The sequence below is a fragment of the Nitrosomonas eutropha genome (genome assembly GCF_003201195.1).
Taxonomy (GTDB): domain Bacteria; phylum Pseudomonadota; class Gammaproteobacteria; order Burkholderiales; family Nitrosomonadaceae; genus Nitrosomonas; species Nitrosomonas eutropha.
The window spans coordinates 1-25346 of sequence record NZ_QICQ01000014.1 but is presented as its reverse complement, the minus strand read 5'-3'; the positions used below and the strand labels follow the sequence as shown (position 1 = coordinate 25346).

Here is a 25346-nt window from a genome sequence, read left to right as displayed (position 1 = left end):
ATTTAGATCCTGTAATGACAAGAATTCTTGGTTAATGATTGATAGGATTGTACCGGACTGGCCTTCTCCCGCAAATGTTCGCGCCATGTTTACCACCCGTAATGTTGGGAGGGTTACGACTGAAAAAAGAGCTTACACTGGCTTGAATCTGGCGGTTCATGTTGATGATAATCCACACGTTGTTCAACTAAATCGAAACCAGTTGCGTCAATATTTACCCGATCATCCCCGCTGGTTGACCCAGGTTCATGGTTCCAGGGCAATTTGGGTAGATTCTGATAGTGAAGCGCTGGAGGGGGATGCTGCAATGAGCCGATATCCCGGAGTGGTATGTGCAGTTCTGGTGGCGGATTGTCTCCCGGTATTATTGTGTGACATGGCAGGTAGTGTAGTGGGCGTTGCCCATGCCGGGTGGCGTGGGTTGGCCAAGGGAATTATCGAAAACACAGTTCAGGCATTACGCGAATTCAGCCATAGTGATCAAATAATCGCATGGCTTGGTCCGGCAATCAGTTCACAGCACTTTGAAGTCGGTGACGAGGTGCGAACGACATTTACCGAGTATGATTGTCAGGCAGCGCGGGCATTTTTTCCAGGAAAAGAAAAAGGAAAATGGTATGCAGATCTTTTTGAACTGGCACGCCAAAGGCTGTCTCATGCCGGGGTCTCCCAAATCTATGGTGGTAATTTGTGTACGTACAGCAATCCTGAAAAGTTTTATTCGTACCGTCGTGATGGTAAAACGGGAAGGATGGCTGGTTTATTGTGGATGACGCAGTTTCCTGATAAGTAATTCTTGTTTAATACCCGCCAAGATGGGAGCATGTGAAGTAACACGCCTGTTTTACAGTTCCTGAGCATGGATTTACCTAAAAGATCTTGACGAATTTTCTTCCTTACTAATGCTCGATTGCACATAATCCGTGAGCGATATAGTGTGCCTGTTCTGCATATTTCTGACCCATCTGGAAACATAATTTATGTCGGTGTTAGCCTGGATTGTGCTTGCCAGCGTAGCAAGTGGTTTGCTGAGCATTGGACTTGCAGCATTATTTGCTTTAAATGTCCGTAGTGATAAATGGATCAATATACTGATTTCATATGCTATCGGCGCGCTTCTTGGAGCGGCATTTCTGAATGCGTTACCTGAAGCATTGGAGCTCACTGATACACCGAAACAACTGACGTTTATTTTGTTACTTGGTATTCTTGTTTTTTTTATTCTGGAAAAACTTTTGTTATGGCGCCATTGCCATTTATCAGAATGTGAAGCACATGAGCCCACATCGCAGGTAGTTTCTACAGCTGGCAGAGGTGTAGTAGGTGTTCACGATCACGGCCGCAGTGGCATGATGATTATACTGGGTGACACTTTTCATAATTTTGTAGATGGTATCCTGATTGCAACAGCCTTTATGGCTGATATTCAATTGGGAATGGTTACGGCTATTGCGATTACTGCACATGAGATTCCACAAGAAGCAGGGGATTTTATTATTTTGCTCAATTCAGGGTTTACACGAGCGGGAGCACTCTGGTCTAACCTGCTATCCAGCACAGCAACTGTGTTTGGAGGGTTGCTGGGGTATTTTATGCTGAATCAATTGGATCATCTGATTGCTCCAATACTTGCTATTGCTGCAGCAAGCATGATTTATGTAGCAATGTCGGATCTGATTCCCAGCTTGCATAAGCGTCCCGAGATCGGTGCAACTGTTCAACAGGTCACGCTTATCGTTCTGGGGATCAGTACGATATGGTTGATAGGGCTATTTTTTGGCCATAATCACTAAGCGCGGCTACCTGTTTTCTACAGAAGCAGATGTTGATGATGGAGTGAGATTATTGCCGCGATATCCTTCTGCAGTACGATAATAGAGAGTACGCAATAAAACGCCATCATGTCGATAGATTTCACGAGTATTCGTACTTCCAGGTTTTATCAGTATTCTTTCAAAATTTCCTTCGGCCGAGCCTGATTCTAATGCCTGCCGTTTCATTCCAATCAGCAGAATGGACCGGTTAGTAGGGGATTCGGACGGGTACCAAAAACTGTACATGGCCGCGTGTTCGCCAAACAGATTGCGGGATCGGATATCAAGGGCAGGGTGATTATTATTGTAAAACGCAAGCGCACTGGCTATTGACCATTTGCTCATGCCGACCACAATTGGTGCTTCTCCTGTTGTTTGCCTGATTTCATCAGCAATTTTTTCGACTTCTGCTGTGGTTTCCCTCCAGAAATAATGCTCGCTCAGAAATTGATAAGGGAGTCCAGGTATTCCCAGCGTGACATAATGCAAAATGAAGGCGTAGGTCAGTAATGACACGGTGATCATTGGCTGCCAGGCAGCGCTCAGCCATCCCGAGATATTCTTGAATATATTCTTTTGTCCGATCATCCAGGCCATGGTGGGTATCAACGCTAACCAGAGTGGACCAGTCCAGTGGAAGCGCAAAGAACCGAAGGTACTGGCTATCAGAAAGACCATTAGTGGAACCCCAGTGAATACGCCAATGAAAAGAGATTTACGGGTTGTCTGGGGGTAGCTCAGAAAAACTGAACGCAATGCAAGTACCGCTGCGGCCAGTCCAACTGGCGTAAGCATAATTGCAATTTGAAGTATTAACTTAGGCGTTGCAAATTCGTGGTGTGTTTTGCCAACTCTATTGGTCTGAAACAGGAAGGAAGCCCAGTCATTTTCCATATTCCAGATGATCACGGGGCTGAACAATATCAGCGCAATTAATACAGCTACATAGGGATGTGGGCGCAAGAGCCAGCGGCGCGCAACTGGATCCAGGATAGCGAAAACCAGTGCAGCGATGCCAAGCAGTCCAAGTGTGTATTTGGACAGAATCCCAAGACCGAAAGCAATACCTACCCCGAGCCATGCTCGATTCTGATTTGCGAGCAAGGCTCGCTCCATGTAGTAAAGTGTGGCTGCCCAAGCAGCAACCAGTGGTGCATCTGGTGTCATTGCCAGTCCTGCTGCAAAGCCAAAAGGTACGATGGCAAGCAGCAATACTGAGCGCATAGCGGTAGATTTATCGTAGAGGTTGCGTGCAAGGGCGTATAAATAAGCCATTGCGATCAATCCGCACAAGAAGGCGCCGATTCTTACTCCAAATTCATTCTGGCCAGCCAGCGCGGTTCCCAGCCAGATCAACCAGGCCACCATCGGCGGATGATCAAAAAAGCTCAAATCCATATGTTGTGCGTATTGCCAGTAATAAGCTTCATCGGGGATTAGCTGCGCCACACTCATGTAAACCAGGCGCAACAGGATGACGAAACAGACAATACCTACGGCAGCAATGCGCCATCGCGTATCGGTAGAAACAGCGGGCTTGGTTCGTGGGAATACGTAAAAAGCAGATCCAAGGTAATTTACAATAGCTGTCGCGATAATCGCAGGGAAAATAGCCCATTCAGTTGATATGTTCCAGGTATAGACCAGCCAGGCCAGAACGGCTCCTCTCAGGAGCATTGCAAATATTCCAACGATCAGAAAGCGAGAGAACTGGCTCCAATGTAAATGTCCTGAATGCTGCAGCCGGAATGACCATTTGGTATTCAAAGCATAGTTGAAGCTGGCTGCTGCGATGAAACTGGAAATATGTGCGGTTGCCAGACTGATACCCTGCCCGGTCATCCATTGAAAAATTAATACATCGACAAAGACACCTAAAAATCCAACCATGGCAAAGCGGCTTGCTGTGTAGAAAGAGACGGTGCCACCAGCCAGTGTAATGAGTTGCTGCAGATAAGTAAGATGATGTGAAAGGGAGAGCTTGGAGCTTCCGTGCAGTCGATTGTGAAAGTGGATCGGGATTTCTTTTACACGCAGCTGTTCACGCCCTGTCATCAGCAGTTCCAGTAGGATTTTATAGCCGCGAGCATTTTCTGTAATATTTTTGATCAGCTCCTTTCGGAAAGCAAAGAAGCCCGAAGTTGCGTCATTTACATCACAAATAGTGCGTGCAAGCCAGCCCCCTGCCCGGGACAGCCAGAGACGATAGAAAGGCCAGCCGATAGTATCGCCACCAGCTATGTAACGACTGCCGATCGTTATGTCGTGAGTGCCATCCAGAATCGGCTGGATCAGTGAGGCCAATCGTTCTGGCGGATGGCTCAAATCAGCATCCATGACTGCAATGACTTCATACTTGGCGGCTGCTGTTCCGTCGAGAATAGAAGCAGTTAGATCGGGCCGTGCATGCCTTTCAATCAAATGTACGTTATGAGTGTTTTGCCATTTTCTGACTTTGTCAGGAGTGCCATCCGTGGAACTGTCATCCACGATAATGACTTCAAACTGATCTCCCAAGTTATCATGAGAGAAAATACTCGTTAGTAGGAGGTCGATATTTCCAGCTTCGTTCAGGGTAGGAATAATGAGTGAAAATTGCATGTTAAGCTCAAGTTATTCCCGGGGCCTGTTGACATGGGTTTAGAGTTGGCTTCCCGGGGGGTGACAACGTATTAGAGAAAGATCATCTTGATTCAGGATCAGGATATTCTATGGACGATTTTTCTGGTATTTCAGAACAGCACGGTTATGTTCTTCAAGCGTAGATGAGAAGTGCGAAGTTCCGTCACCTTTGGCAACAAAGTAGAGCTTATCAGTAATAGCAGGGTTAAAAGCTGCCCGGATGGAAGCCAGTCCCGGCATGGCAATGGGGGTGGGGGGCAGGCCGGGCCGGGTATAGGTATTGTATGCATGATCGGTCTGCAGATCGATCTTGCGCAGATTCCCACCGAACTTATCTCCCATGCCATAAATTACTGTTGGATCAGTCTGGAGTTTCATGTTGTGGCGTAAACGATTGACAAACACACCTGCAATCCAGGCGCGCTCATTGTCTCTTCCCGTTTCTTTCTCTATGATCGAAGCAAGAATCAGGCCTTCATACTGGTTCTTCAACGGGAGTGATTTTTGTCTTGAAATCCATTCTGTTTCAAGGTGTCGCTGCATGGCATGGTAGGCACGTTTCAGAATTGTCAGATCGCTGCTGTTTTTGGTAAAAAAATAAGTATCCGGAAAAAAAATGCCCTCGACTCCTGGTTCTTTTGCCCCGATTAGCTCCAGTAGTTTTAAATTGCTGAATTCGCTTGATACATGATGGATAGCCGGGTGTTCATCCAGTACTTTTCTAAATTGCGAGAAAGTCCATCCCTCAAGAAAAGTAATCGTATGTTGCTTGACTCTTCCCTGAGTCAGGTATTCCAGCAGATCCAGTGGTGACAAATTTTGGGTAAGCTCATATTCACCCGCTTTGAGCGATGCGTTATATCCTGTCATGTGTGCAAGAAGTATGAAAGACCATGCATTAGGGAGAATATCCGCATCGGTTAATTGTTGAGCGATATTACGCAGACTACCTCGGGGTTCAATTGAAAACTCGCAGGGTATGACTGGAAGTTCTACTGGTGTTGTGACCAGGCGGTAGAACCATATGGAAAATAGCGTGCTGACAACCAGAATGACTAAAAGAACGAAACTCAGAAGTCGTAGTGAACGTGTCGATTCAGGCATGTCAGTACACTCAGGTATTCGGTTAACTGATCATGCCAGATATTTCCCCGGAAAGCATAATCAGTTATTCTCATATGTATTTCGATTATTCCCAAATACCACATCCCAGAAACACGGGAAATGATATTCAGGTTTTTCGAAAGACTAATGTACCGTTAGTTCCACCAAATCCGAATGAGTTTGACAGCGCGGTGTCAATTTTCATTTCTCTGGCAGTGTTGGGTACATAATCCAGATCACATTCGGGATCAGGCTCATCAAGATTAATGGTGGGTGGAGCAATCTGATGGAAAATGGCCAGAGTAGAGAAAATTGCTTCCACACCTCCTGCCGCACCCAGCAAATGCCCGGTCATCGATTTAGTGGAACTGATTGCCAGGCTTCCGGCGTGTGCTCCAAAGCAACGTTTGACTGCAACTGTTTCTGCAATGTCGCCCAAAGGCGTTGATGTTCCGTGTGCATTGATATAGTGGATATCTTCCAGATTCAACTGCGCGTCAGATAATGCGTTCTTCATGCAGCGAGCGGCACCTTCACCATCTTCACAGGGGGCTGTCATATGATAAGCATCCGCACTCATGCCGAATCCGGCCAGCTCCGCATAAATCTTTGCGCCACGTTTTTTGGCGTGTTCCATCTCTTCCAGAACCAGGATGCCTGCACCTTCTCCCAAGACAAATCCGTCTCTTTTGAGATCCCATGGCCGGCTTGCTGTCGCCGGATCGTCATTGTTTGATGACAGGGCGCGGGCGGAGGCAAATCCCCCAACAGCCAGCGGAGTTATGCATGATTCTGCACCACCACAGATCATAATATCCGCGTCACCGTGCTCAATCATTCTGGCAGAGCTGCCAATGCAGTGTGTAGCGGTGGTGCAGGCAGTAACAATGGCAAGATTGGGCCCTTTATACCCAAACATGATGGATAAATTACCGGCCACCATGTTGATAATGGTGCTGGGGATAAAGAAGGGAGAGATTTTTCGGGGGCCACCCGCATGATAGGCTGCGTTGGTATTTTCAATCATGGGCAGGCCACCGATTCCGGAGCCGATATTAACACCGATACGCTCAGCATCGAATCGAGTTACATCACTGATTCCGGCATCCTTGACAGCTTGAATAGCCGCTGCCATCCCGTACTGGATAAAAATATCCATACGGCGTGCTTCCTTGGCAGAGAGATACTCTGTTATCTCGAATTCTTTGACCTCCCCAGCAATTTTTGAGGAAAAATCTGATGTATCAAAATGTGTGATTTGTGTAATACCGGATTTCCCGGCAATTACGTTTCCCCATGCTTCGGGAACCGTATTGCCGATAGGTGAGACAATGCCTAACCCGGTAATGGCTATTTTACGCTTGGACAAAACGACTCCGCTGAATCATTGAAAAAAATTATTCTTACTGAGTTGTATTAGCAGCTACGAAATCAATAGCCTCTTGAACTGTATTGATTTTTTCGGCTTGTTCATCAGGAATTTCGCATTCAAATTCTTCTTCCAGTGCCATGACGAGTTCAACTGTATCAAGTGAATCCGCTCCCAGATCGTTGACGAAAGAGGATTCGTTCTTAACTTCTGACTCGTTAACACCTAGCTGCTCGGCTACAATTTTCTTGATACGCTGTTCTATTTCAGTAATTTCCATTGAATACCCATCCTTATCAGGTAAAAAACTCTCGCAAGTTTAACAAATTTCAAACAACCGGCAAAATCTACCCGGTCATATAGGCCAGATGCCATTTACTGCTACAAAAAAATAATGAATGTTCCATAATCTTGAAAGGGTTTGCTAAAAATATCAGAAATCAGGTCATTCCATATACATTCCACCGTTTACATGTAGTGTGGCTCCAGTAATATAGTCTGCAGCTGGGGAGGCTAGGAAAACAACAGCCGCAGCAACATCTTCCGGACGACCCAATCTCCCAAGAGGGATATGCTGGATGAGTGATTGCTGCAGATCTGATGAGAGCGAACGGGTCATGTCGGTATCTATAAACCCCGGGGCTACACAGTTTACGGTAATGTTTCTGCTACCAATTTCTTTTGCAAGCGATTTGCTGAAGCCCATCATTCCAGCCTTGGCCGCTGCATAATTGGTCTGCCCGGGATTCCCGGTAGTACCGACTACTGACGAGATATTAATAATGCGGCCACTGCGTGCTTTCATCATGGCGCGCAGGACAGCGCGGCTTAAACAAAACACGGATTTTAAGTTGGTCTGCAAGACACTATCCCATTCGTCATCCTTCATGCGGGCAAGCAGGTTGTCACGCGTAATACCGGCGTTGTTGACCAGTATTGCAACATCACCCAACGATTTTTGTATGGTTTCAATACCATTATTAATATGCTCGATATTGCTAACATCCATAACCAGACCCATACCTGATACATGAGCCTCACCCAGATACTGATTGATATGGTCAGCTCCGCTCTCGGAAGTTGCAGTGCCAATAACAGTTGCACCGTACTTTCCCAGCTCCAGAGCGATAGCTTTACCGATGCCGCGACTCGCTCCTGTTACCAGTGTAATTTTATGTTCCAGTATCATTCCGAGAGTTTATGAATTGATGGAAGGGTTATTTCTAATGATGTATTACTGACGTACTATTTCAACGTTCCTACCGTTTTGAGAAAGGAGTTAGAATCAGTTAGTGCAATATTCTCCAGATTCTTATCAATGCGTCGCGTCAGTCCGGATAACACTTTGCCTGGACCACACTCCACAACATGTCTTACACCTAGTCCCGCAAGGGCTTGAATTGTCTCTGTCCAGCGAACCGGATTATCGAGCTGGTGCGCAAGTATCTCACGAATAGAAGCTATTTCTGGGTGCTGCTGGACATCGACGTTGTGCAAAACAGGAATCCGGGGAGGTTGGAATGTGATTTTTTCCAGCAGAAGTGCAAATTTCTCGGCTGCTGGTTGCATGAGTGAGCAGTGTGAAGGAATACTCATTGGCAGTATAACCGCCAGTTTTGCTCCTTTTGATTTTGCGAGTGTTACTGCTTGTGCAATTGCCTGAGAATGGCCAGCGATGACGACCTGGCCTGGGGCATTGAAGTTCGCTGGTTCCAGTGATGTATCTGGCAGCATATTTATTACTTCAGCGCATACTGAAGAAATGGTGTCATTATCCAGCCCGACAATGGCTGCCATGCCTCCTGTTCCTTCGGGAACAGTTTCTTGCATGACTTCTGCGCGATGACGAACCAATTTCAGGGCATCACCCAAACTAAGCGATTCGGCAGCTACCAGCGCAGCATATTCGCCAAGACTATGACCGGCCAGATAATGTGGTTGGGTACCTCCTGCCTGCTGCCATGCACGGTAGATGGCCACGTCAGCGGTTAACATGACAGGCTGGGTATTGGTTGTGAGATTCAAAGTGTCTGCTGGTCCGTTACTGGCTAACGACCACAGATCCTGTTGCAGAATATCTGATGCTTCATTGAACGTCTCACGTATTGATGGAAGTTCTGAATAACCATCCATCATACCGACTGACTGAGATCCCTGCCCGGGAAAAATAAAAGCAATCTTCATGTTTTACCAGCGTACCAGAACTGATCCCCAGGTGAATCCACCTCCCACACCTTCCAGCACAACATGCTGGCCTGACTGGACACGCCCGTCTCGAACTGCCTGATCCAGTGCCAGCGGCACAGAAGCAGCTGAAGTATTGCCATGTTGTGTAACAGTCACTACTACCTTCTCTTCAGGTATACCCAGCTTTTTCGCTGTTGAGGTGATAATACGGATATTGGCCTGATGAGGGATCAGCCAGTCGATATCGGAAGATTGTAGATCATTTGCATGCAATGCTTCTAGTACCGCTTCTTCCAGGACTTTAACGGCAAATTTGAATACCGTGCTGCCTTCCATTGTGATGAAGGGTGTGCCTTGTATCTTTCCGGAATGAATAGAGGCAGGGGCTGAAAGAACCTGACTATAGCTTCCATCTGCGTGTAAATGGGATGAGAGAATTCCCGGTTTTTGATCCCGGGTAAGAACTACCGCACCTGCGCCATCTCCAAACAGAACACAAGTGCTGCGGTCGTTCCAATCCATAATCCGGGAATATACTTCGCTGCCAACTATCAGTGCGTTACGGGATTTTCCGGAGCTGACGAACATATCCGCTGTAGCCAAGGCATAAATAAACCCACTACAGACGGCCTGAACATCAAATGCAGGGCTACCAGATATGCCGAGTTTATTTTGCAGAATACAAGCTGTGCTTGGGAAAATCATATCCGGCGTTGTGGTTGCAACAATTACCAGATCAATATCACTTGCCTGAATACCTGCAGCCTCGATGGCATTTCGACTGGCCTCCAAAGCAAGGTCGCTGGCCATCTGGCCCGGCGCAGCAATATGACGTTGTTTGATGCCAGTCCGTGCCTGTATCCATTCATCACTGGTATCAACCATGGATTCAAGCTCCAGGTTGGTCAGGATTTTTTCCGGCAGATAGCTTCCGGTACCAATTATGCGTGAATACATAGCCATGTTCAGTTGCTCACTCTACTGATGCCGGTTGTGTAATGTTTTGCTCAATGTTGTATCGCAGTGTTTCAATATGTTCGACAATGCGTCGCAAGGTGCCACCGCGTATTTCATCTACAGCACGTTTGATGGCGCAGCGAAATGCAAAGCTATCGGCAGATCCGTGACTTTTTATGACAGTACCACGCAATCCCAGCAGACTGGCGCCATTGTACTGTCGATGATCAACGCGCCGCCTGAAGGCATTGATTACCGGCAGAGCTACCAACCCTGCTAGCTTGCTGAATAAAGAGCGTCTGAATTCCTCACGCAGGTAGCTGGCCAGCATCTGAGCCAATCCTTCCGAAGTCTTGAGCGCGACATTGCCAACGAAACCATCGCATACTACGACGTTGGTCGTCCCGCGATAAATATCATCCCCCTCAATGTTGCCGTAAAAATTCAGGCCGCTGCTACGGAATAATCCCGCTGCCTGTTTGACGACATCATTACCCTTGATATCTTCCTCACCAATATTTAAGAGTCCAATACTTGGATTGGGCTTGTTCTCGACAGATGAAACCAGTGTTGCACCCATTACACCAAACTGGAACAGGTGTTCAGCCGTGCAGTTGACATTAGCCCCCAGATCCAGCACATAGGTATGTCCTGAAATAGTAGGCAGAACGACTGCCAATGCGGGGCGATCTATTCCCGGGATGGTTTTGAGTACAAAGCGTGAGGTTGCCAGCAATGCTCCCGTATTTCCTGCGCTGATGCATGCTTGCGCCTCACCGTTTTTGACCAGGTTAAGCGCTACACGCATGGAAGAGTCTTTTTTGTTGCGTAGAGCGATAGCCGGATGTTCATCCATACCAACGATCTCGCTTGCCGGATACAGCCTGAGTCGCGAGTCAGGCGATATGTTAAGCGCATTCAATTCCTTCGTGAGGATCTCTGGCCTGCCAACCAGGATAATGTTGGTGTCGCGGTCATGACGCAGATATTCAACAGCCGACGGGACCGTGACATGCGGGCCGTGATCACCACCCATGCAATCAATTGCTACTGTTATGCTCACGTGTCAAAAAGGGGTGGGCGGCAGATATGATGAAGAACCAGCTGGGGTCATCAATCGTCGTTTTTAGTTTTAATTACTTTTTTCCCACGGTAAAAACCGTTCGGGCTGATGTGATGCCGTAAATGTGTTTCTCCGGTAGTCGGCTCGATCGCGAGTGGCGGGTTGGTTAATGCATCATGGGAACGATGCATCCCGCGCTTGGAAGGAGATTTCTTATTTTGTTGTACAGCCATAATTTAACTCCCAAAAATATCAATTTAGTGTGTTCGTTTCAACGATGCCAATATGGTAAAAGGATGCTCTTTTGCGGTGGTTGCATGTATTCCGGTTTCGGTTGACAGGCAGCACCCGGTATCCTGATGACGAGGAGATATCGGCAGGCCAAGAATGACTTCGTCCTCTACCAGAGTTAGAACACTCAGTTCGTTCGCAGCATAAATCGCATCCACAAAAATATCTTCGTCATAACGTGACAGCTCATCTGCACTTCTGGCCAGAAGCAGTCCTGTTTCCAGATCAAGTTCATATTCCATTTTCCCCAGGCAGCGCTGGCAATTTAAAGCAACGCTTCCGCTGACTGATATTTTCAGCATAGGCCTGTTGTGCTCATCAAACAGCCCGGAGATCAGATAGACTAGCTCTCCTGATGTATTTGCCAGATAACTGTACAGTCGTTCAAGGTTAACTAAAGGGATGCTTCCTTGAAGGAATCTGTTGCTGCGGACAAAATCCAGCGTATTGATAACAAGTTGGTCAGACATAAGGCGCGCATGTTATATTTTTTATGGAAAAGTGTCAAAATTACCAATCAGTATACTACTATAATATTTTGAAAAGTCGCACTATTTACCCCCGGCTTGTGCTGGGTTCCAGCTCGGTTTATCGGCGTGAACTGCTTCAGCATTTACAAATCCCTTTTGAAACCGCAAATCCGGCCATTGATGAGTCTGCCTTGCCTGAAGAGACGCCGGATGTGACAGCACTGCGCCTGGCAAAAGAAAAGGCGTATGCATTGGTAAAGCAGTTTCCTGATGCACTCATTATCACGGCGGATCAGGTTGCTACGTTGGATAAAATACAATTGGGCAAACCACTGAATCATGAAAATGCTGTTCGGCAGCTGCGCTTGATGCGTGGCAGGGAGGTTGTTTTTCATACGGCGCTATGTTTATTTAACAGTCGTACAGCTTGTCTGCAAGCGCGTATTGTTCCTTGCTCGGTGAAGTATCGTGAGTTAAATGATGATCAGATTGAACGTTATCTCGCGAGAGAACAGCCTTACCATTGTGCGGGCAGTGCAAAATCGGAAGGATTGGGTATTGCCCTGATCGAACGTATAACCGGGGAAGATCCCAATGCGTTGATCGGGTTACCGTTAATAGCGCTGGTAGAGATGTTAATGATGGAAGGCGTGGAGATACTGTAACCACTTGGGCTTTTACTTGAGAAAGCCGAATGGTTTTTCTGGTTTTCTCCTGTTAATCCTGAGATGACGGATACTCGAATTTACGTGTTAGTGTTATATTACCAGCTGTTAAATTGATGTATGCCAATATTTTTCAAATGAATAAACCTCTTGCTGCCAGATTCATCGTTCTGACATTTCTTGTCAGCATGCTGGCAAATACATTTGGATGGTCATTCAACAGTAAGATATTCGCACACGAACTGGCTCATCTGCATCACGGGGAGTTGTTTCTGATGTATCCCGATAAACATCTTGAGTTACATCAAACGCTTGATAGCACCATAGATTGGGATGCTGCTACCCATTTGTGCCTGCATGCTGCCGGCCAGTTTCAACCTTTCTATTTGCACCCGGCTTTGCAGATAGTCACTGTTGCAACCAGGGAGGTGATGGTCGAAAGTGTAGTTAACGCTTTCCCGGAATCGGTTCCTGATCCTTTTTTTCGTCCGCCCCGCTTTTTCTCCTGAGTCAATTTTTTACCGGTATGGCGGTTTCGGCATGCCGGATGATTATCTGGATGCCGTCCGACGCTGTTGCAGAAACAGTCTTGTATTTTGAATATTGAGGTTGTTTTCGTGATATCCGGTGTGTACTTACGGCATGACTGTTCATGGGGAATCATCGTGATTGAGTATCAGACAGCGAAGGCAATATTGCGACAACTTCGTACAAGGCAGATGGTGCTGGTCTTTGCATCATTCTTTGCGGGAATTATACCTATCTTGGGGCATGGTATGGCTTATGCCGATACTCATCCAGTCATCAATATATCGGCTGAGAAAGGTGAGGATCTGACCTTGCGTCAGGCGTTGCAGCAGGTTTTGCAGAATAATCCTGAACTGGCAGCTTTTTCCAGAGAAGTGGCTGCTTATGAAGGGACAAAATTACAGGCCGGTTTGCTGAAAAATCCTGAATTCAGTGTTGGGGCAGAAAGTATTGATTCCTCTAACCCGAATATAGAAAGGTTTACAACTTTCCGTATCAGTCAGTTGATTGAGCTTGGTGGTAAGCGATCTGCCCGGGTGAATGTGGCAACACTGGGGCAGGAGCTGGCCGATCAGGCTTATGCTGCCAAACGGTTGGAAGTTGTTGCCCGTACTGCTAATGCTTTTATTGATGTGCTGGAAAATCAGGTGCATGTAAGCGTGATGGACGACACTTTGCGTCTGATGCAAAAGGCAATGAAAACAGTTGTGAAACGGGTCGAAGCGGGGAAAGCGCCGCCTATTGAAGCTACTCGTTCAAAGGTAGCATTATCCGCTGCGAGTATTGAACTGGAACAGGGTAGGCGCAATTTGTCAGCGGCGCGGGCAAAGTTGGCGCTTCTCTGGGGGGAGGCGGAGCCGCGCTTCGGCCAGGCCTTGGGAGAACTGGAATCATTTGTTGAGATACCGGAATTTGATCAGCTGGTAAAACGCCTTGAAGAAAACCCGATTATGCTGCAAAGCCTTAAAAATATCGCGCAGCGTGAGGCGATGGTCGAGTTGCAAAAAGCGAATAAAATTCCTGATGTAACAGTTGGTGCAGGTATTCAGCGCTATTTCAGTCTAAACAAGACTACTGCTGTGCTGGATATATCTATTCCTATTCCAATTTTCGATCGTAATCAGGGAAATGAATTGGAAGCCCGCCAGCGCCTGAATAAAGCAATGGATGAACGCGCGTCCGTTGAATTGCAACTTAGAACAGAATTTGCACGTAACTACGAGAATCTGCTGGCTGCCCGGAATGAGATTCGGGTATTGCATGATGAGGTGTTGCCGGGTGCGCAGAATGCCTTTGAGATTACCAATCGGGGTTACCAGCTGGGTAAATTCAGTTTTCTGGAAATGCTGGATACCCAGCGCGCTTTTTTCCAGAATCGTATTCTTTATGTGCGGGCACTGGCCAATTATCAACGTCTGGTCAATATCATCGAGCAGTTGATTGCAGCACCGCTTGCTGATTCAGCTGCAGATTACACAAAGCTCAATACTCAAGGGAAGGAGCGTAATCAATGAACGTTAGCGGACGATTACCCATTGTGGCAGTTATTCTGGTTGGCATTTTGCTAGGGGCGTTGCTTTTGATCCAGGATAAATTCAGGCTGCCGGATGCTGAAGAGTCATCTCATTCTTTTGCAGGGACAACTGAACATCAATCAACAATCGGACCGAAGGGCGGGGAGCTGTTCTCGGAAGATGATTTAAGCCTTGAGTTGACTATTCATGAGAGTGGCACGTTTCCACAATTCAGGCTCTATCCATATCGACAGAAACAACCACTGGCACCGACTGAAGTAAAGGTAACGATTGTATTGTCCCGTCTTGGCAGGCCGGCGCAACTGTTTCACTTCAGGCCGGAAAGTGACTATCTGGTTAGCGATCAGGAAGTGGGAGAACCTCATTCTTTCGAGCTGATCATTGTCGCTGAATATCAGGGCAAGACCTATCGCTGGCATCACAGCGAGGTTGAGGCGCGTGTAGAAATGTCCGATACGGCGATGCAAAGCAACGGTATTGAACTGGCCACAGCTGGTCCTGCCGCCATTCACTCTAAAATTACGCTGCCGGGCGAAATTATTTTCAATGAACATCATATCGTGCATGTCGTGCCGCGTTTGCCCGGCATGGTGGTGTCGATTAAACGCCATCACGGACAAAGAGTGAAAAAGGGAGAGGTACTTGCGATCATGGAAAGTGCCATGCTGGCCGATTTGCGCAGTCAATACCTGCTTGCCCGCAAGCGCTTGGTGCTGGCACAAACAATTTATGATCGGGAAGAGCAGTTGTGGCGGGAAAAAATCACAGCAAAACAGGATTACCTTGTGGCACAACAGCAACGGGAAGAAGCCAGCATAGCAACCCAGCTGGCAGCCGAGCGCTTGCGAGCGCTGGGCGTACAACCAGAATCCGGGTTGTCTTGGGAAAATATTGCGCATTATAAAATCCGTTCTCCTATTTCCGGGATTGTCATTGATGAAGCAATTGTTACAGGAGAGGTCGTCAAGGAGGATAAGACTGCGTATATCGTTGCTGACATTTCCACAGTCTGGGCGGCTGTCAGGGTATTCCCCCGGAATCTGCATCAGGTTCACATAGGTCAGCAGGCTGTCATCCGGGCAAATGCCTATGATTTGACGCGGGAAGGTAAGGTAATTTACGTGACGACACTGCTTGACGAGCAAACACGCACAGCTATTGCCCGGGTGCAGCTCGATAATCGGGATGAACAATGGCGCCCTGGCATGTTCGTCAAGGCCGATTTGCAGACCGAAGCAGTCGAAGTCCCGGTGGCGGTGTCGCTGGAAGCGATACAGACACTGAATGACCAGTCGGTAGTGTTTGGTCGCTACGGAGAGTATTTCGAAATGCGTCCGCTCAAACTAGGCCGCAGCGATAGCCAGATGGCTGAGGTAGTCGAAGGCTTGTTTGCAGGCGAAGACTACGCAGCGAGTAACAGCTTCATCATTAAATCAGAGCTGGGGAAGGCTGGAGCAGTACATGAGCATTGAGGAAACATGGGTTGATCGTCTGCGTAACCGGGCCATATTGCCTGTTTTCTGTTTTATCTTGTTTTTGGCGGCAACATTGAGCGGAGATACTACTCATGTTTGAACATATTCTACATGTCGTGATTCGCCATCGCGGATTGGTGTTGTTGGCCGTTCTGGCTATGGCCGTGCTGGGTTTGCATAGCTACCAGCGATTGCCGATTGATGCCGTGCCTGACATTACCAATGTGCAGGTGCAGATCAATACGGCCGCACCCGGCTATTCACCCATGGAAGTCGAGCAACGCATTACTTTCCCGGTAGAAACCATTATGGCAGGGTTGCCCGGGCTGGATTACACACGCTCATTGTCTCGCTACGGGTTATCCCAGGTAACGGTGATATTTCAGGATGGAACCGACATTCATTTTGCCCGTCAATTGGTCGGTCAGCGTATCCAGGAGGCGAAAGGGCAATTGCCGGTTGGTGTCGAGCCGGTAATGGGGCCTGTTTCCACTGGCTTAGGGGAAATATTCATGTGGACGGTCGAAAGTATTGCGGGCGCGCGTAAACCGGATGGCGCACTCTATACATCCACTGATCTGCGTGAAATTCAGGACTGGATCATCCGGCCGCAATTACGCATGGTGAAAGGGGTGACAGAGATCAACACCATCGGCGGATTCGTCAAGCAATATCACGTCACACCCTATCCGGAAAAACTCATCGCTTATGGCCTGACCCTGCAGGAAATTGTTACTGCACTGGAGCGCAACAACCTCAATCTGGGGGCGGGTTACATCGAGAAGCGTGGCGAGCAGTACCTGGTACGTTTACCGGGGCAGGTTACCAATCTGGATGAGATTGGCGAGATTACGCTGGGTAGTAGGCAAGGTACGCCGCTGCACATCAAGGATGTGGCTGATATCCTGATTGGCAAGGAGTTGCGTACAGGTGCTGCTACCCGTAATAGTGAAGAGGTGGTGCTGGGAACTGCCCATATGCTGATCGGAGAGAATAGCCGTACCGTAGCGCATGCAGTTGCCAATAAACTGATGGAAATTAACCGTTCGCTGCCAGCTGGAGTGGTGGCTGTTCCGGTGTACGATCGAACCACGTTGATTGATGGCACGATTCATACCGTGGCCAGTAATCTGGTTGAAGGGGCCTCTCTTGTGATCGTTGTCTTGTTCCTGTTTCTGGGCAATATTCGTGCGGCGATAATTGCCGCACTCGTTATCCCGTTATCGATGCTGTTTACATTTAGCGGCATGGCGGCTAATCACGTCAGCGCTAATCTGATGAGTTTGGGCGCACTGGATTTCGGCATTATCGTGGATGGCGTTATCGTCATCATTGAGAACTGTATCCGCTGTTTTTCCCAGGAACAAGCCAGGTTGGGACGGACGTTAAGCCGGGAAGAACGACTGAAACTGGTTTTCACAGCAACTCAGCAGGTAAGGCGTGCGCTGATTTACGGACAGGTGATCATCATGATCGTCTATCTGCCGATTTTTGCCTTGTCTGGTGTCGAAGGTAAGATGTTTCATCCCATGGCGTTTACTGTGGTGGCAGCATTGCTGGGTGCGTTGATTCTATCGGTGACTTTTGTACCGGCAGCGATAGCCCTGTTTCTGACTGGCAAAGTGGCAGAAAAGGAAAGCTGGATCGTTGTGTGGTGTAAACGCTTCTATCAGCCGATGCTCGCGACAGTTATGTGCAATCAGGGCCTAACCATTACCGTTGCTGCAGTCATCATGGTTTTATCGATATTATTGGTAACCCGCCTGGGCAGCGAATTTGTACCTAACCTGAATGAAGGGGATATTGCGTTGCACGCGATCCGGATTCCCGGGACGAGCCTTTCTACTGCTATCACCATGCAAAGCGAGTTGGAAAAAGTAATCCAATCGTTTCCTGAAGTGGAGCGGGTATTTAGCAAGATTGGAACGGCAGAGGTTGCAACGGATCCGATGCCTCCCAGTGTGGCTGATATTTTTGTCATGCTAAAACCGCGATCGGAATGGTCTGGCCGCTACCGGACCAAGGATGAGCTGATTGCTGCAATGGAAAAGGCAGTATTGCAGGTACCAGGGAACAATTATGAATTTACCCAGCCGGTTGAAATGCGTTTCAATGAGTTGATCGCCGGTGTGAGAGCCGATGTGGCGATCAAGGTATTCGGCGACGATCTGGATAAGTTGTTCGCTGTGGGGAAACGTATTGAAGCGTTGGTGGCAACCGTGCCAGGTGCTGCGGATGTGAAAGTGGAACAAGTAACCGGATTGCCGGTATTGTCTATTCAAGCCAATCGCACAAATATCTCACGTTATGGTTTGAATGTTGCAGATGTGCAAGATACTGTGGCCATTGCGGTTGGTGGCAAAAGCGCAGGCTTGATTTTTGAAGGAGATCGCCGCTTTGAGCTGCAGGTGCGGCTACCCGAATCATTGCGTACGGATATTGAAGCATTACGCTACCTGCCGATTGGTCTGCCGGTTCAGTCTGGGGTGCAGGAGGGGATGCTGGCTGGCCAGATGCCATCAGCTGGATCAGCTGCCTTTGTGACGCTGGGCGAGGTGGCCGATTTTGAAATTGCGCAGGGGCCAAACCAGATCAGCCGTGAGAACGGGAAGCGGCGGGTGGTGGTATCTGCCAATGTGCGCGGGCGTGATCTTGGTTCCTTCGTCAAGGAAGCGCAGACGCTGGTGAATGAAGAAATACAGATTCCCCCAGGGTATTGGCTGGCGTGGGGGGGGCAGTTTGAACAAATGATTTCAGCTGCGGAACGTCTGCAAATTGTGGTGCCGGTCGCGCTAACGCTGATTTTTGTTGTGCTCTACATTGTGTTCGGTAATTTTCGGGATGGCATGCTGGTATTTACCGGCGTGCCATTCGCACTGACAGGTGGAATACTGGCTTTATGGTTGCGTGATATTCCGCTGTCTATTTCTGCTGGAATCGGATTTATCGCCCTGTCAGGAATTGCAGTGATGAACGGGCTGGTCATGCTGACATTTATCCGGGAATTGCGTCAGAATGGGCATGCGCTGATGGATGCTGTCCAAACTGGTGCACTGACACGGCTGCGGCCAGTATTGATGACTGCGCTCACCGATGCAGTTGGCTTCATTCCCATGGCGCTAGCAACCGGTCTGGGTGCAGAAGTGCAGCGTCCATTGGCTACAGTGGTGATCGGTGGCATCCTTTCCTCGACTATCCTGACATTACTGGTGTTGCCAGTGTTGTACCATATGCTTTACAAACACTGGGGAACGGATCATCAGCTAAAAACAGAAATGCTGCTGGCTGCAAAAGCCGGATGAGGTTATTTCCGACGGATCTATTGTTGAGACAAGTTGCCATTTTTTGAAACATTTGGGTGTCGAGTTTTTTTACATCTCGGTGAGCCAGGAATTTTTTAGATAGGTAAATAAATTTATCTTTTTGTTTTTTATGATATAAAAAATACTGTTTGGATATGGCATGAAATATGCTTGTTTATAGAATTAAAGACATATTAAGAACTTATTTTTTGCCGGCTATTGTTATACTGGCAACTGATTTTTCCTGAAACTTTGCATGAGAGGTGACTGAACATGTCGGAAAAAAATATACCGGAACAATTGAAACAGGATGCAGCTAGTAAACAGACGACGGCTGCTCTTCTTTCCCAACCGGCTCGCAGACGATTGCTCAAAAGTACTGTTGCCATTCCCGTCATCATGACCTTACATAGCGGGGCAGCACTGGCACGGACGAGTAATCTGGTAGGCGCGGTTACAGATCTGGATTCGGCGGCGAAGAAGATGAATGATCTGGAACAAGCACGAATCGTGTGTGTCAATCCCGGAGATGGTCCTATTGAAGAAAGTAGCTCCACTTATGATTTAGGCATGAATCCGACAGCAGCCTTGGGTGATGCATCGCAAGATTTGGCAACACAGGCAGAGAATTGCCAAACAGGCGGAGGCATTCTGATTTCAGTGACTGCGTTTCAATCTCTTCAAGGCAGAGGTTTTTTCAGCGATTTATAATAATTGGCAATAGTGGTAAATTGAATGAATAGCTGGTATTCATCTCATTTTTCGTCACTGTATATAGAAAACTGGGATGGTGAATTTACCGTGTTCCAGCCTGAATCCGGGAAAACCCATTTTTTGAATGAAATGGGGTTGCATATTCTGACGATACTTGATGGCTCTCCCCTCAGGCTCAATACAATCTGTCAGGAGTTATCAGTACATTTTTCATTACAGCCTGATACTCAATTTTTCGGGAAAATTGCCCAGACCTTACAGCGTTATGAGGCGCTAGGGCTGATCGAGAGGGTAAAAGAAAACGAGTGAAGGTCGAACAGCTTTCACTGGATGAATTGCGTGTATTGCTTGCTGGCCAAGGTCTGCGGGTAAAGATGGGTCCGTTCAACCTATCTGTTCAAACCCGGTTACCATCACTTATTCATCAGCTTCACCAGATGTATGCTCACTATTCACTGGCGGATGAGGACGAGATTGTTGAATTTCATGTCCGAGTCATTCCCAAGCGCTCGATCAGACAGCCATTTGCGCGATTGATCCGATTCGAAGTTGATGGCCGCTCCCCGTTTCCGCCTGTTTCCGTAGAGCAGGCACTGGCGACCCTGGAATGGGGAGTGAATCTTGTCATTGCCATGCGCATCAATCATCTGTTGCTGTTTCATTCTGCCGCAGTGGAACGTAACGGCCATGTGCTACTGCTGCCGGCTTGGCCGGGCAGCGGCAAGACAACTTTGAGCGCTATGCTCATGCACCGTGGTTATCGTCTGTTTTCTGATGAATTCGGACTGATGGCTCCTGAAATCGGTGATTTTTTTCCACTTCCCCGGCTGATGCCGCTCAAAAATCAATCCATTAAAATCATTCGTGATTATCTGCCAGAAGCCATACTGGGGCCAGAAATACCTGGCACATTAAAGGGCACGGTTGCGCATATACGTCCACCGCAAGAAAGTATTGAGCGGGTAGATGAGGCTGCCCAACCCCGCTGGATTGTTTTCCCGAAATGGGTAGCTGGTGCTGCTTTGCGGCTGGAGTCTTTGCCACAATCCGAGGCGTTTCTGTTGCTTGCAACAAACGCATTCAACTACGAAGTGCTGGGGGAAACTGCATTTGATGCGGTGACGCGACTGGTTCGGAGCTGCGAGTGTCGCAAACTGGTGTATTCCGATTTTGACAGTGCATTGGCTGCATTGGATGAACTGACCGATGGCTGAGTTTAAGGTTGATACCAGGCTGGATCATCACCAGTTACTGCTGGAAGCGATTATCCGGCCTGCTGTCCTGATCGATTACAGTAATTCGCAATGGGAGTTGCTGTTGCGAGTGGCAAGACGCGCAAAGTTGCTTGGTTACCTTGCTGCCTGGCTGGAAAAAGATGGATTGCTGGATAAAATTCCGCAGCGAGCTGTCAATCTGTTGCGCTCCAGTTTGATTCAGGTAAAAAAACAGCAGCAATCGGTAAATTGGGAGTTGAGTCGAATACTGTGGGCGCTCGATGGCCGAGAGATCCTGATCATCGTACTTAAAGGCATGGCGTATCAGCTACAAGATTTGCCGAACGCTGCCGGGCGCATCTTTGCTGATCTGGATTTACTGGTTTCGAAGGAAGCTCTTGGTCAGATTGAATCTGTGCTGTCGGAAAAAGGCTGGCAGCACCACGCGCTCACCAATTATGATGAACGCTATTACCGTGAATGGAGCCATGAAATTCCTGCGTTGGTGCATCCTGAGCGCGGGGTTGAGGTGGATGTGCATCACACGCTTTCCTCACCGCTGGGCAATCTGAAAATTGATCCGCTACCGTTCCAGGAAGCAGCGATCAAAGTGGAGGATGAAGGTGTTTATGTGCTGAGTCCGGAAGACATGCTGTTACACTGCGCAGTCAATCTGTTTCAGAACAATGAATTGGCCGATGATCTACGTCACTTGCTGGATTTTCATGAAATTTTGCAATTTTTCAGCCAGCAACAGTTGTCTTTCCAGGAGAAGCTGATCAATCGCGCCAACCGGCTTGGGCTGGGTAGACCGCTTTTTTACAGCCTCTATTTTAGTCGTTTATTACTGCACTCATCGGTTCCGGATCAACTGAAAAAACGGTTAAATCATCAACCTGGCTGGCTGGCATTACGCATCATGCATAATTGCGTGCCGCTGGCGTTGCTGCCGCAACATCCTGATCAGCCATCAAAACGGGCGGAACTCGCGCGTTTGTTGCTCTACTTGCGCAGCCACTGGCTGCGCATGCCGTTGTATCGCCTGTTGCCACATCTGATCTACAAGTTTTATTTGTCAGTATTTCCTGGTAAGAGCGCTCGTGCCAGGCGGAACGGGTGATTCTGGAAAATTACAGCAAAAAAAGTGTTGCCAGCCCCAGAAAAATGAAAAATCCTCCACTATCAGTGACGGCAGTAATCATGACACTGGAGCCAAGTGCTGGATCACGCCCCAGTTTTTTGCGTGTCAGCGGGATGAGTACCCCGACAAATGCAGCGAGAAGGAGGTTTAACAGCATGGCAAGCGACATTACCAGGCCGAGCTGTATATTCTGATAGATGGCATAAGTAAATACCCCTACGAGCCCTCCCCAGACGATACCATTAACGATACTGACACTGATTTCCTTGGTGATCAGTTTGAGGGTGCTGCCTTGACTGACCTGCCCCAGTGCAAGGGCGCGCACGATCATGGTGATCGTTTGATTGCCGGAGTTACCGCCAACACCGGCTACGATAGGCATCAGGGCAGCCAGTGCAACCAGTTTTTCAATTGAATTTTCAAAAAGTCCGATCACGCGGGAAGCAAAGAATGCTGTAACCAGATTGATCGCTAGCCAGGCCCACCGGTTGCGGACACTTTTCCAGACGGGAGCGAATAAATCTTCTTCTTCGCTTAACCCGACCTGATTGCGTGCTTCAAGATCAGCCTTTTCACGCATGAAATCAATGACCGCATTAACAGTTACTCTGCCTAGCAGCTTTCCTTCCGGGGAAACAACTGCAGCTGTTATCAGATCGTAACGTTCAAATGCATCTGTTGCCTGTTCAGCCTTATCATCTGGAAGGAATTTGACTGTTTTAGGCGTCATGACTTCAGTTACGGTGGTGTTTGGATCGCTAACCAGCAATCGGTTCAACAACAGAGTTCCTTGCAGGTGTTCGTTACGATCAACTACAAACAGCTGATCGGTGTGATCCGGCAATTCACCAAGTCGGCGTAAATAGCGGAGAACAACCTCGATACGCACATTTCCACGTACGATAATGACATCAAAATCCATCAGCGCGCCCACTGCATCTTCAGAGAAGGACATGGCTGCACGCAGTTGCTCACGTTCTTCCATGGGCAATGCCCGGAAAACATCTTCCATGACGTCGCTGGGCAAATCCGGTGCCAGATCGGCAATTTCGTCTGCATCCAGCTGCTCTGCCGCGGCAACCAGCTCCTCGCTGTCCATATCCTCGATCAGCGTCTGGCGAACGGCATCGGAGACTTCGAGCAGTACCTCACCATCATGCTCAGCCTTGACAAATCTCCAGACGATCAAGCGATCTTCGAGTGGGATCATCTCCAGAATACGGGCAATATCTGCCGGATGAAGTTTATCCAGCGCTCCACGTAGATTGGCGAGATTCTGTTTTTGTATGATTGATTCAATCAATTCTGGCTCTGGGGTATCCTGCAGACGAACGAAACCTTCTACCAGTTTGTATCTTTGCAGTAGGGAGATAATTTTCTGCAGTTTGCTTTCCAGGTTTTCGTCCTGATTTTCGTGATGTTCTTCAGTCATGGCTGAACCGGTAATCGTGTTTGTTGGCTGGAAGCCGTTATAAGAATCAATGAAGTGCGCGTATCAGCTGCATGATTATTTGATATCAGAAATATCAGTTGAGAAATGGGCAAGGAAAAATGACTCCGTGAAGTTTCTCGGGATGTCCGGAATGCTATCGGCAGTAAAGATAAACAATCCCTGTTTCTGCCTTCATTATTGGTTGCAGTCAGGTACCAGTGGCAAAAATACCGGGTTTTCTCGCGAACGCAATAATTATTGCAGCGCAAAACACATCAGCTGCGAGGTACAGAGAAGACAGGGAAGCTGACATTGTTTGGGCTCGATAGCACGCCCGTAACTGCTTTTTATTTTAGCATGGAATTTTTACGGGACAGTTACACAACAGGCAGTGTGGTTTGTTACTGCTGTGTTTTTTTCTTGATTGCTATGGCCCTGTTCCCATTTCACATTGGTAACCACAGGAAGGTACAAACCATAGCCACGAGGCTTTCGTGGTTTTGTTTGAATTTATCAAAGCACAGGACCACCGCCCGGCACTGTTTCAACCGTGCGAAAATATTTTTTACCAGGTGTCGGTACCGGTATAGTCCTCGCTCCGGATCTGCATTATCTGTTTTGGAGTTACCCCTTCCCTGGAATGACTGCCTTGGCACCTTGTTGTTCGCTTTGATCGTGAATGGCCTAACTGTCATAGTCCTTTGTCTGCGATAATGGATTGAGCCGCGCCCAGCCTGGAGCGCAAAGCCAATGCGTGTGTGCAATCATTGATCTGACTACCGGTAATATCGAATGCGATGGGGGAAGTCCGTGGGTATCTACCGCCATGTGAATTTTGCACCGCCCCGGCTTTTTCCGACTGCCTTATCCTTACCGCTCACACTGTGCTGGTGAGCCTTGATAGCTACCATCGATAAAAACCCGCTCCATGTCCGGCTCAACCACCAGAGCCTGAAATACCTTGAGCCATTTTCCGCTGGCAGATCAGGCGGTGAATCGTTTATAAACCTTGCTCCAGCTCCCGAATGAACCGGTACCACTGCGGTACAGTATGCCTTCGACAGTCATACAGCAAATCTTGCTTGTTGTAGAGGTGATTGTGAAGCAAAATGGTCAGTGGCTTTGACCAGAGCTCAGCATTGGGCAGTAATCGGGGCATTGCAAGTTCGTATTGTTGGTGAGAGCTACGAAGATACGAGCTTACTTCTTTAAATCAATATTGAGATCAAATAGGAACAGACCCTAGATGTTTAGTCCCACGGTGTGCTGGTGTAACATATAACCAGCTACGGAGGGATGATTTATGGGACAGATATTACACGGAAGCGCCCGCACGACAGCGGCGGTGCGTCGAGCGATACAAAATAGTCAAGAGAGTCTGAATGTTCTGGCCAAGCGGCATGGGATTAATCCAAAAACGGTAGCGAAGTGGCGGAAGCGGGAATTCACCCACGATGCACCGA

General features: G+C 48.0%; 22 protein-coding genes and 2 pseudogenes. 12 read left to right on the top strand and 12 right to left on the bottom strand.

Annotated elements, in window-relative coordinates; translation table 11 throughout:
- The first annotated feature begins 34 nt into the window (after positions 1–34).
- Both pgeF and C8R14_RS06640 read left to right on the top strand, forming a co-directional pair.
- Complete coding sequence (pgeF, locus tag C8R14_RS06645) at positions 35–793, top strand: peptidoglycan editing factor PgeF (RefSeq protein ID WP_011633581.1); 759 nt, start codon at positions 35–37, stop codon at positions 791–793.
- A 187-nt stretch (positions 794–980) separates the two neighbouring features.
- Positions 981–1793, top strand: a complete 813-nt coding sequence (locus C8R14_RS06640) for a ZIP family metal transporter (RefSeq protein WP_011633582.1) — start codon at positions 981–983, stop codon at positions 1791–1793.
- 6 nt (positions 1794–1799) lie between these two features.
- Here the strand turns inward: C8R14_RS06640 and C8R14_RS06635 are convergent, their stop codons facing one another.
- The 10 genes from C8R14_RS06635 to C8R14_RS06590 form a co-directional block, all read right to left on the bottom strand.
- Positions 1800–4415 (bottom strand): glycosyltransferase family 39 protein, encoded by a 2616-nt coding sequence (locus C8R14_RS06635; protein ID WP_011633583.1) that lies wholly within the window; start codon positions 4413–4415, stop codon positions 1800–1802.
- A gap of 108 nt (positions 4416–4523) precedes the next feature.
- Positions 4524–5540, bottom strand: a complete 1017-nt coding sequence (gene mltG, locus C8R14_RS06630; protein ID WP_011633584.1) for an endolytic transglycosylase MltG — start codon at positions 5538–5540, stop codon at positions 4524–4526.
- Positions 5541–5667: 127 nt separating this feature from the next.
- A complete protein-coding gene (fabF, locus tag C8R14_RS06625) occupies positions 5668–6909 on the bottom strand; it encodes a beta-ketoacyl-ACP synthase II (protein WP_011633585.1) in 1242 nt (413 codons plus the stop codon).
- 34 nt (positions 6910–6943) lie between these two features.
- Positions 6944–7183 (bottom strand): acyl carrier protein, encoded by a 240-nt coding sequence (gene acpP, locus C8R14_RS06620; protein ID WP_107818309.1) that lies wholly within the window; start codon positions 7181–7183, stop codon positions 6944–6946.
- Positions 7184–7354: 171 nt separating this feature from the next.
- Positions 7355–8098, bottom strand: a complete 744-nt coding sequence (gene fabG / locus C8R14_RS06615) for a 3-oxoacyl-ACP reductase FabG (RefSeq protein ID WP_011633587.1) — start codon at positions 8096–8098, stop codon at positions 7355–7357.
- 56 nt (positions 8099–8154) lie between these two features.
- The gene (gene fabD, locus C8R14_RS06610) at positions 8155–9093 is read right to left on the bottom strand and encodes an ACP S-malonyltransferase (RefSeq protein ID WP_011633588.1); all 939 of its coding nucleotides are present in this window, start codon (positions 9091–9093) and stop codon (positions 8155–8157) included.
- Between the two features lie 3 nt (positions 9094–9096).
- Positions 9097–10053 (bottom strand): beta-ketoacyl-ACP synthase III, encoded by a 957-nt coding sequence (locus tag C8R14_RS06605; protein WP_041353666.1) that lies wholly within the window; start codon positions 10051–10053, stop codon positions 9097–9099.
- Positions 10054–10069: 16 nt separating this feature from the next.
- A complete protein-coding gene (gene plsX, locus C8R14_RS06600; RefSeq protein WP_074709557.1) occupies positions 10070–11116 on the bottom strand; it encodes a phosphate acyltransferase PlsX in 1047 nt (348 codons plus the stop codon).
- Positions 11117–11166: 50 nt separating this feature from the next.
- Entirely contained in the window at positions 11167–11349 is a 183-nt protein-coding gene (rpmF, locus tag C8R14_RS06595) for a 50S ribosomal protein L32 (RefSeq protein ID WP_011633591.1), read from the bottom strand.
- Positions 11350–11373: 24 nt separating this feature from the next.
- A complete protein-coding gene (locus C8R14_RS06590; RefSeq protein WP_011633592.1) occupies positions 11374–11877 on the bottom strand; it encodes a YceD family protein in 504 nt (167 codons plus the stop codon).
- Between the two features lie 68 nt (positions 11878–11945).
- Between C8R14_RS06590 and C8R14_RS06585 the strand changes: the two genes are divergently transcribed.
- The 9 genes from C8R14_RS06585 (at position 11946) to C8R14_RS06545 (ending at position 22430) form a co-directional block, all read left to right on the top strand.
- On the top strand, positions 11946–12542 hold the full coding sequence (locus tag C8R14_RS06585) for a Maf family protein (protein ID WP_049753145.1): 597 nt from the start codon (positions 11946–11948) through the stop codon (positions 12540–12542).
- Between the two features lie 137 nt (positions 12543–12679).
- The gene (locus C8R14_RS06580) at positions 12680–13051 is read left to right on the top strand and encodes a hypothetical protein (RefSeq protein WP_041353668.1); all 372 of its coding nucleotides are present in this window, start codon (positions 12680–12682) and stop codon (positions 13049–13051) included.
- A gap of 156 nt (positions 13052–13207) precedes the next feature.
- The gene (locus tag C8R14_RS06575) at positions 13208–14584 is read left to right on the top strand and encodes a TolC family protein (RefSeq protein ID WP_242500193.1); all 1377 of its coding nucleotides are present in this window, start codon (positions 13208–13210) and stop codon (positions 14582–14584) included.
- Complete coding sequence (locus C8R14_RS06570) at positions 14581–16077, top strand: efflux RND transporter periplasmic adaptor subunit (RefSeq protein ID WP_011633596.1); 1497 nt, start codon at positions 14581–14583, stop codon at positions 16075–16077. The genes C8R14_RS06575 and C8R14_RS06570 overlap by 4 nt, the downstream gene beginning before the upstream one ends.
- 95 nt (positions 16078–16172) lie before the next feature.
- On the top strand, positions 16173–19382 hold the full coding sequence (locus tag C8R14_RS06565; protein ID WP_011633597.1) for an efflux RND transporter permease subunit: 3210 nt from the start codon (positions 16173–16175) through the stop codon (positions 19380–19382).
- 273 nt (positions 19383–19655) lie between these two features.
- Positions 19656–20093 carry a hypothetical protein gene (locus tag C8R14_RS06560; protein WP_011633598.1) on the top strand — a complete coding sequence of 146 codons (438 nt, stop codon included), beginning with the start codon at positions 19656–19658 and terminating at the stop codon, positions 20091–20093.
- Positions 20094–20117: 24 nt separating this feature from the next.
- Entirely contained in the window at positions 20118–20405 is a 288-nt protein-coding gene (locus C8R14_RS06555) for an HPr-rel-A system PqqD family peptide chaperone (RefSeq protein WP_011633599.1), read from the top strand.
- The gene (locus C8R14_RS06550; protein WP_011633600.1) at positions 20402–21310 is read left to right on the top strand and encodes an HprK-related kinase A; all 909 of its coding nucleotides are present in this window, start codon (positions 20402–20404) and stop codon (positions 21308–21310) included. Before C8R14_RS06555 ends, C8R14_RS06550 begins: the two co-directional genes overlap by 4 nt.
- Positions 21303–22430, top strand: coding sequence for a nucleotidyltransferase domain-containing protein (locus tag C8R14_RS06545; RefSeq protein WP_011633601.1), 1128 nt, complete (start codon positions 21303–21305; stop codon positions 22428–22430). The genes C8R14_RS06550 and C8R14_RS06545 overlap by 8 nt, the downstream gene beginning before the upstream one ends.
- A 10-nt stretch (positions 22431–22440) precedes the next feature.
- Here the strand turns inward: C8R14_RS06545 and mgtE are convergent, their stop codons facing one another.
- Together mgtE and C8R14_RS06535 are read right to left on the bottom strand one after the other, a co-directional pair.
- On the bottom strand, positions 22441–23883 hold the full coding sequence (gene mgtE, locus C8R14_RS06540; RefSeq protein WP_011633602.1) for a magnesium transporter: 1443 nt from the start codon (positions 23881–23883) through the stop codon (positions 22441–22443).
- Between the two features lie 446 nt (positions 23884–24329).
- Positions 24330–25042 (bottom strand): annotated as a pseudogene (locus C8R14_RS06535) (IS5 family transposase).
- A gap of 144 nt (positions 25043–25186) precedes the next feature.
- Between C8R14_RS06535 and C8R14_RS06530 the strand changes: the two are divergent.
- Positions 25187–25346, top strand: a pseudogene (locus C8R14_RS06530) (IS481 family transposase); the annotation flags it as partial.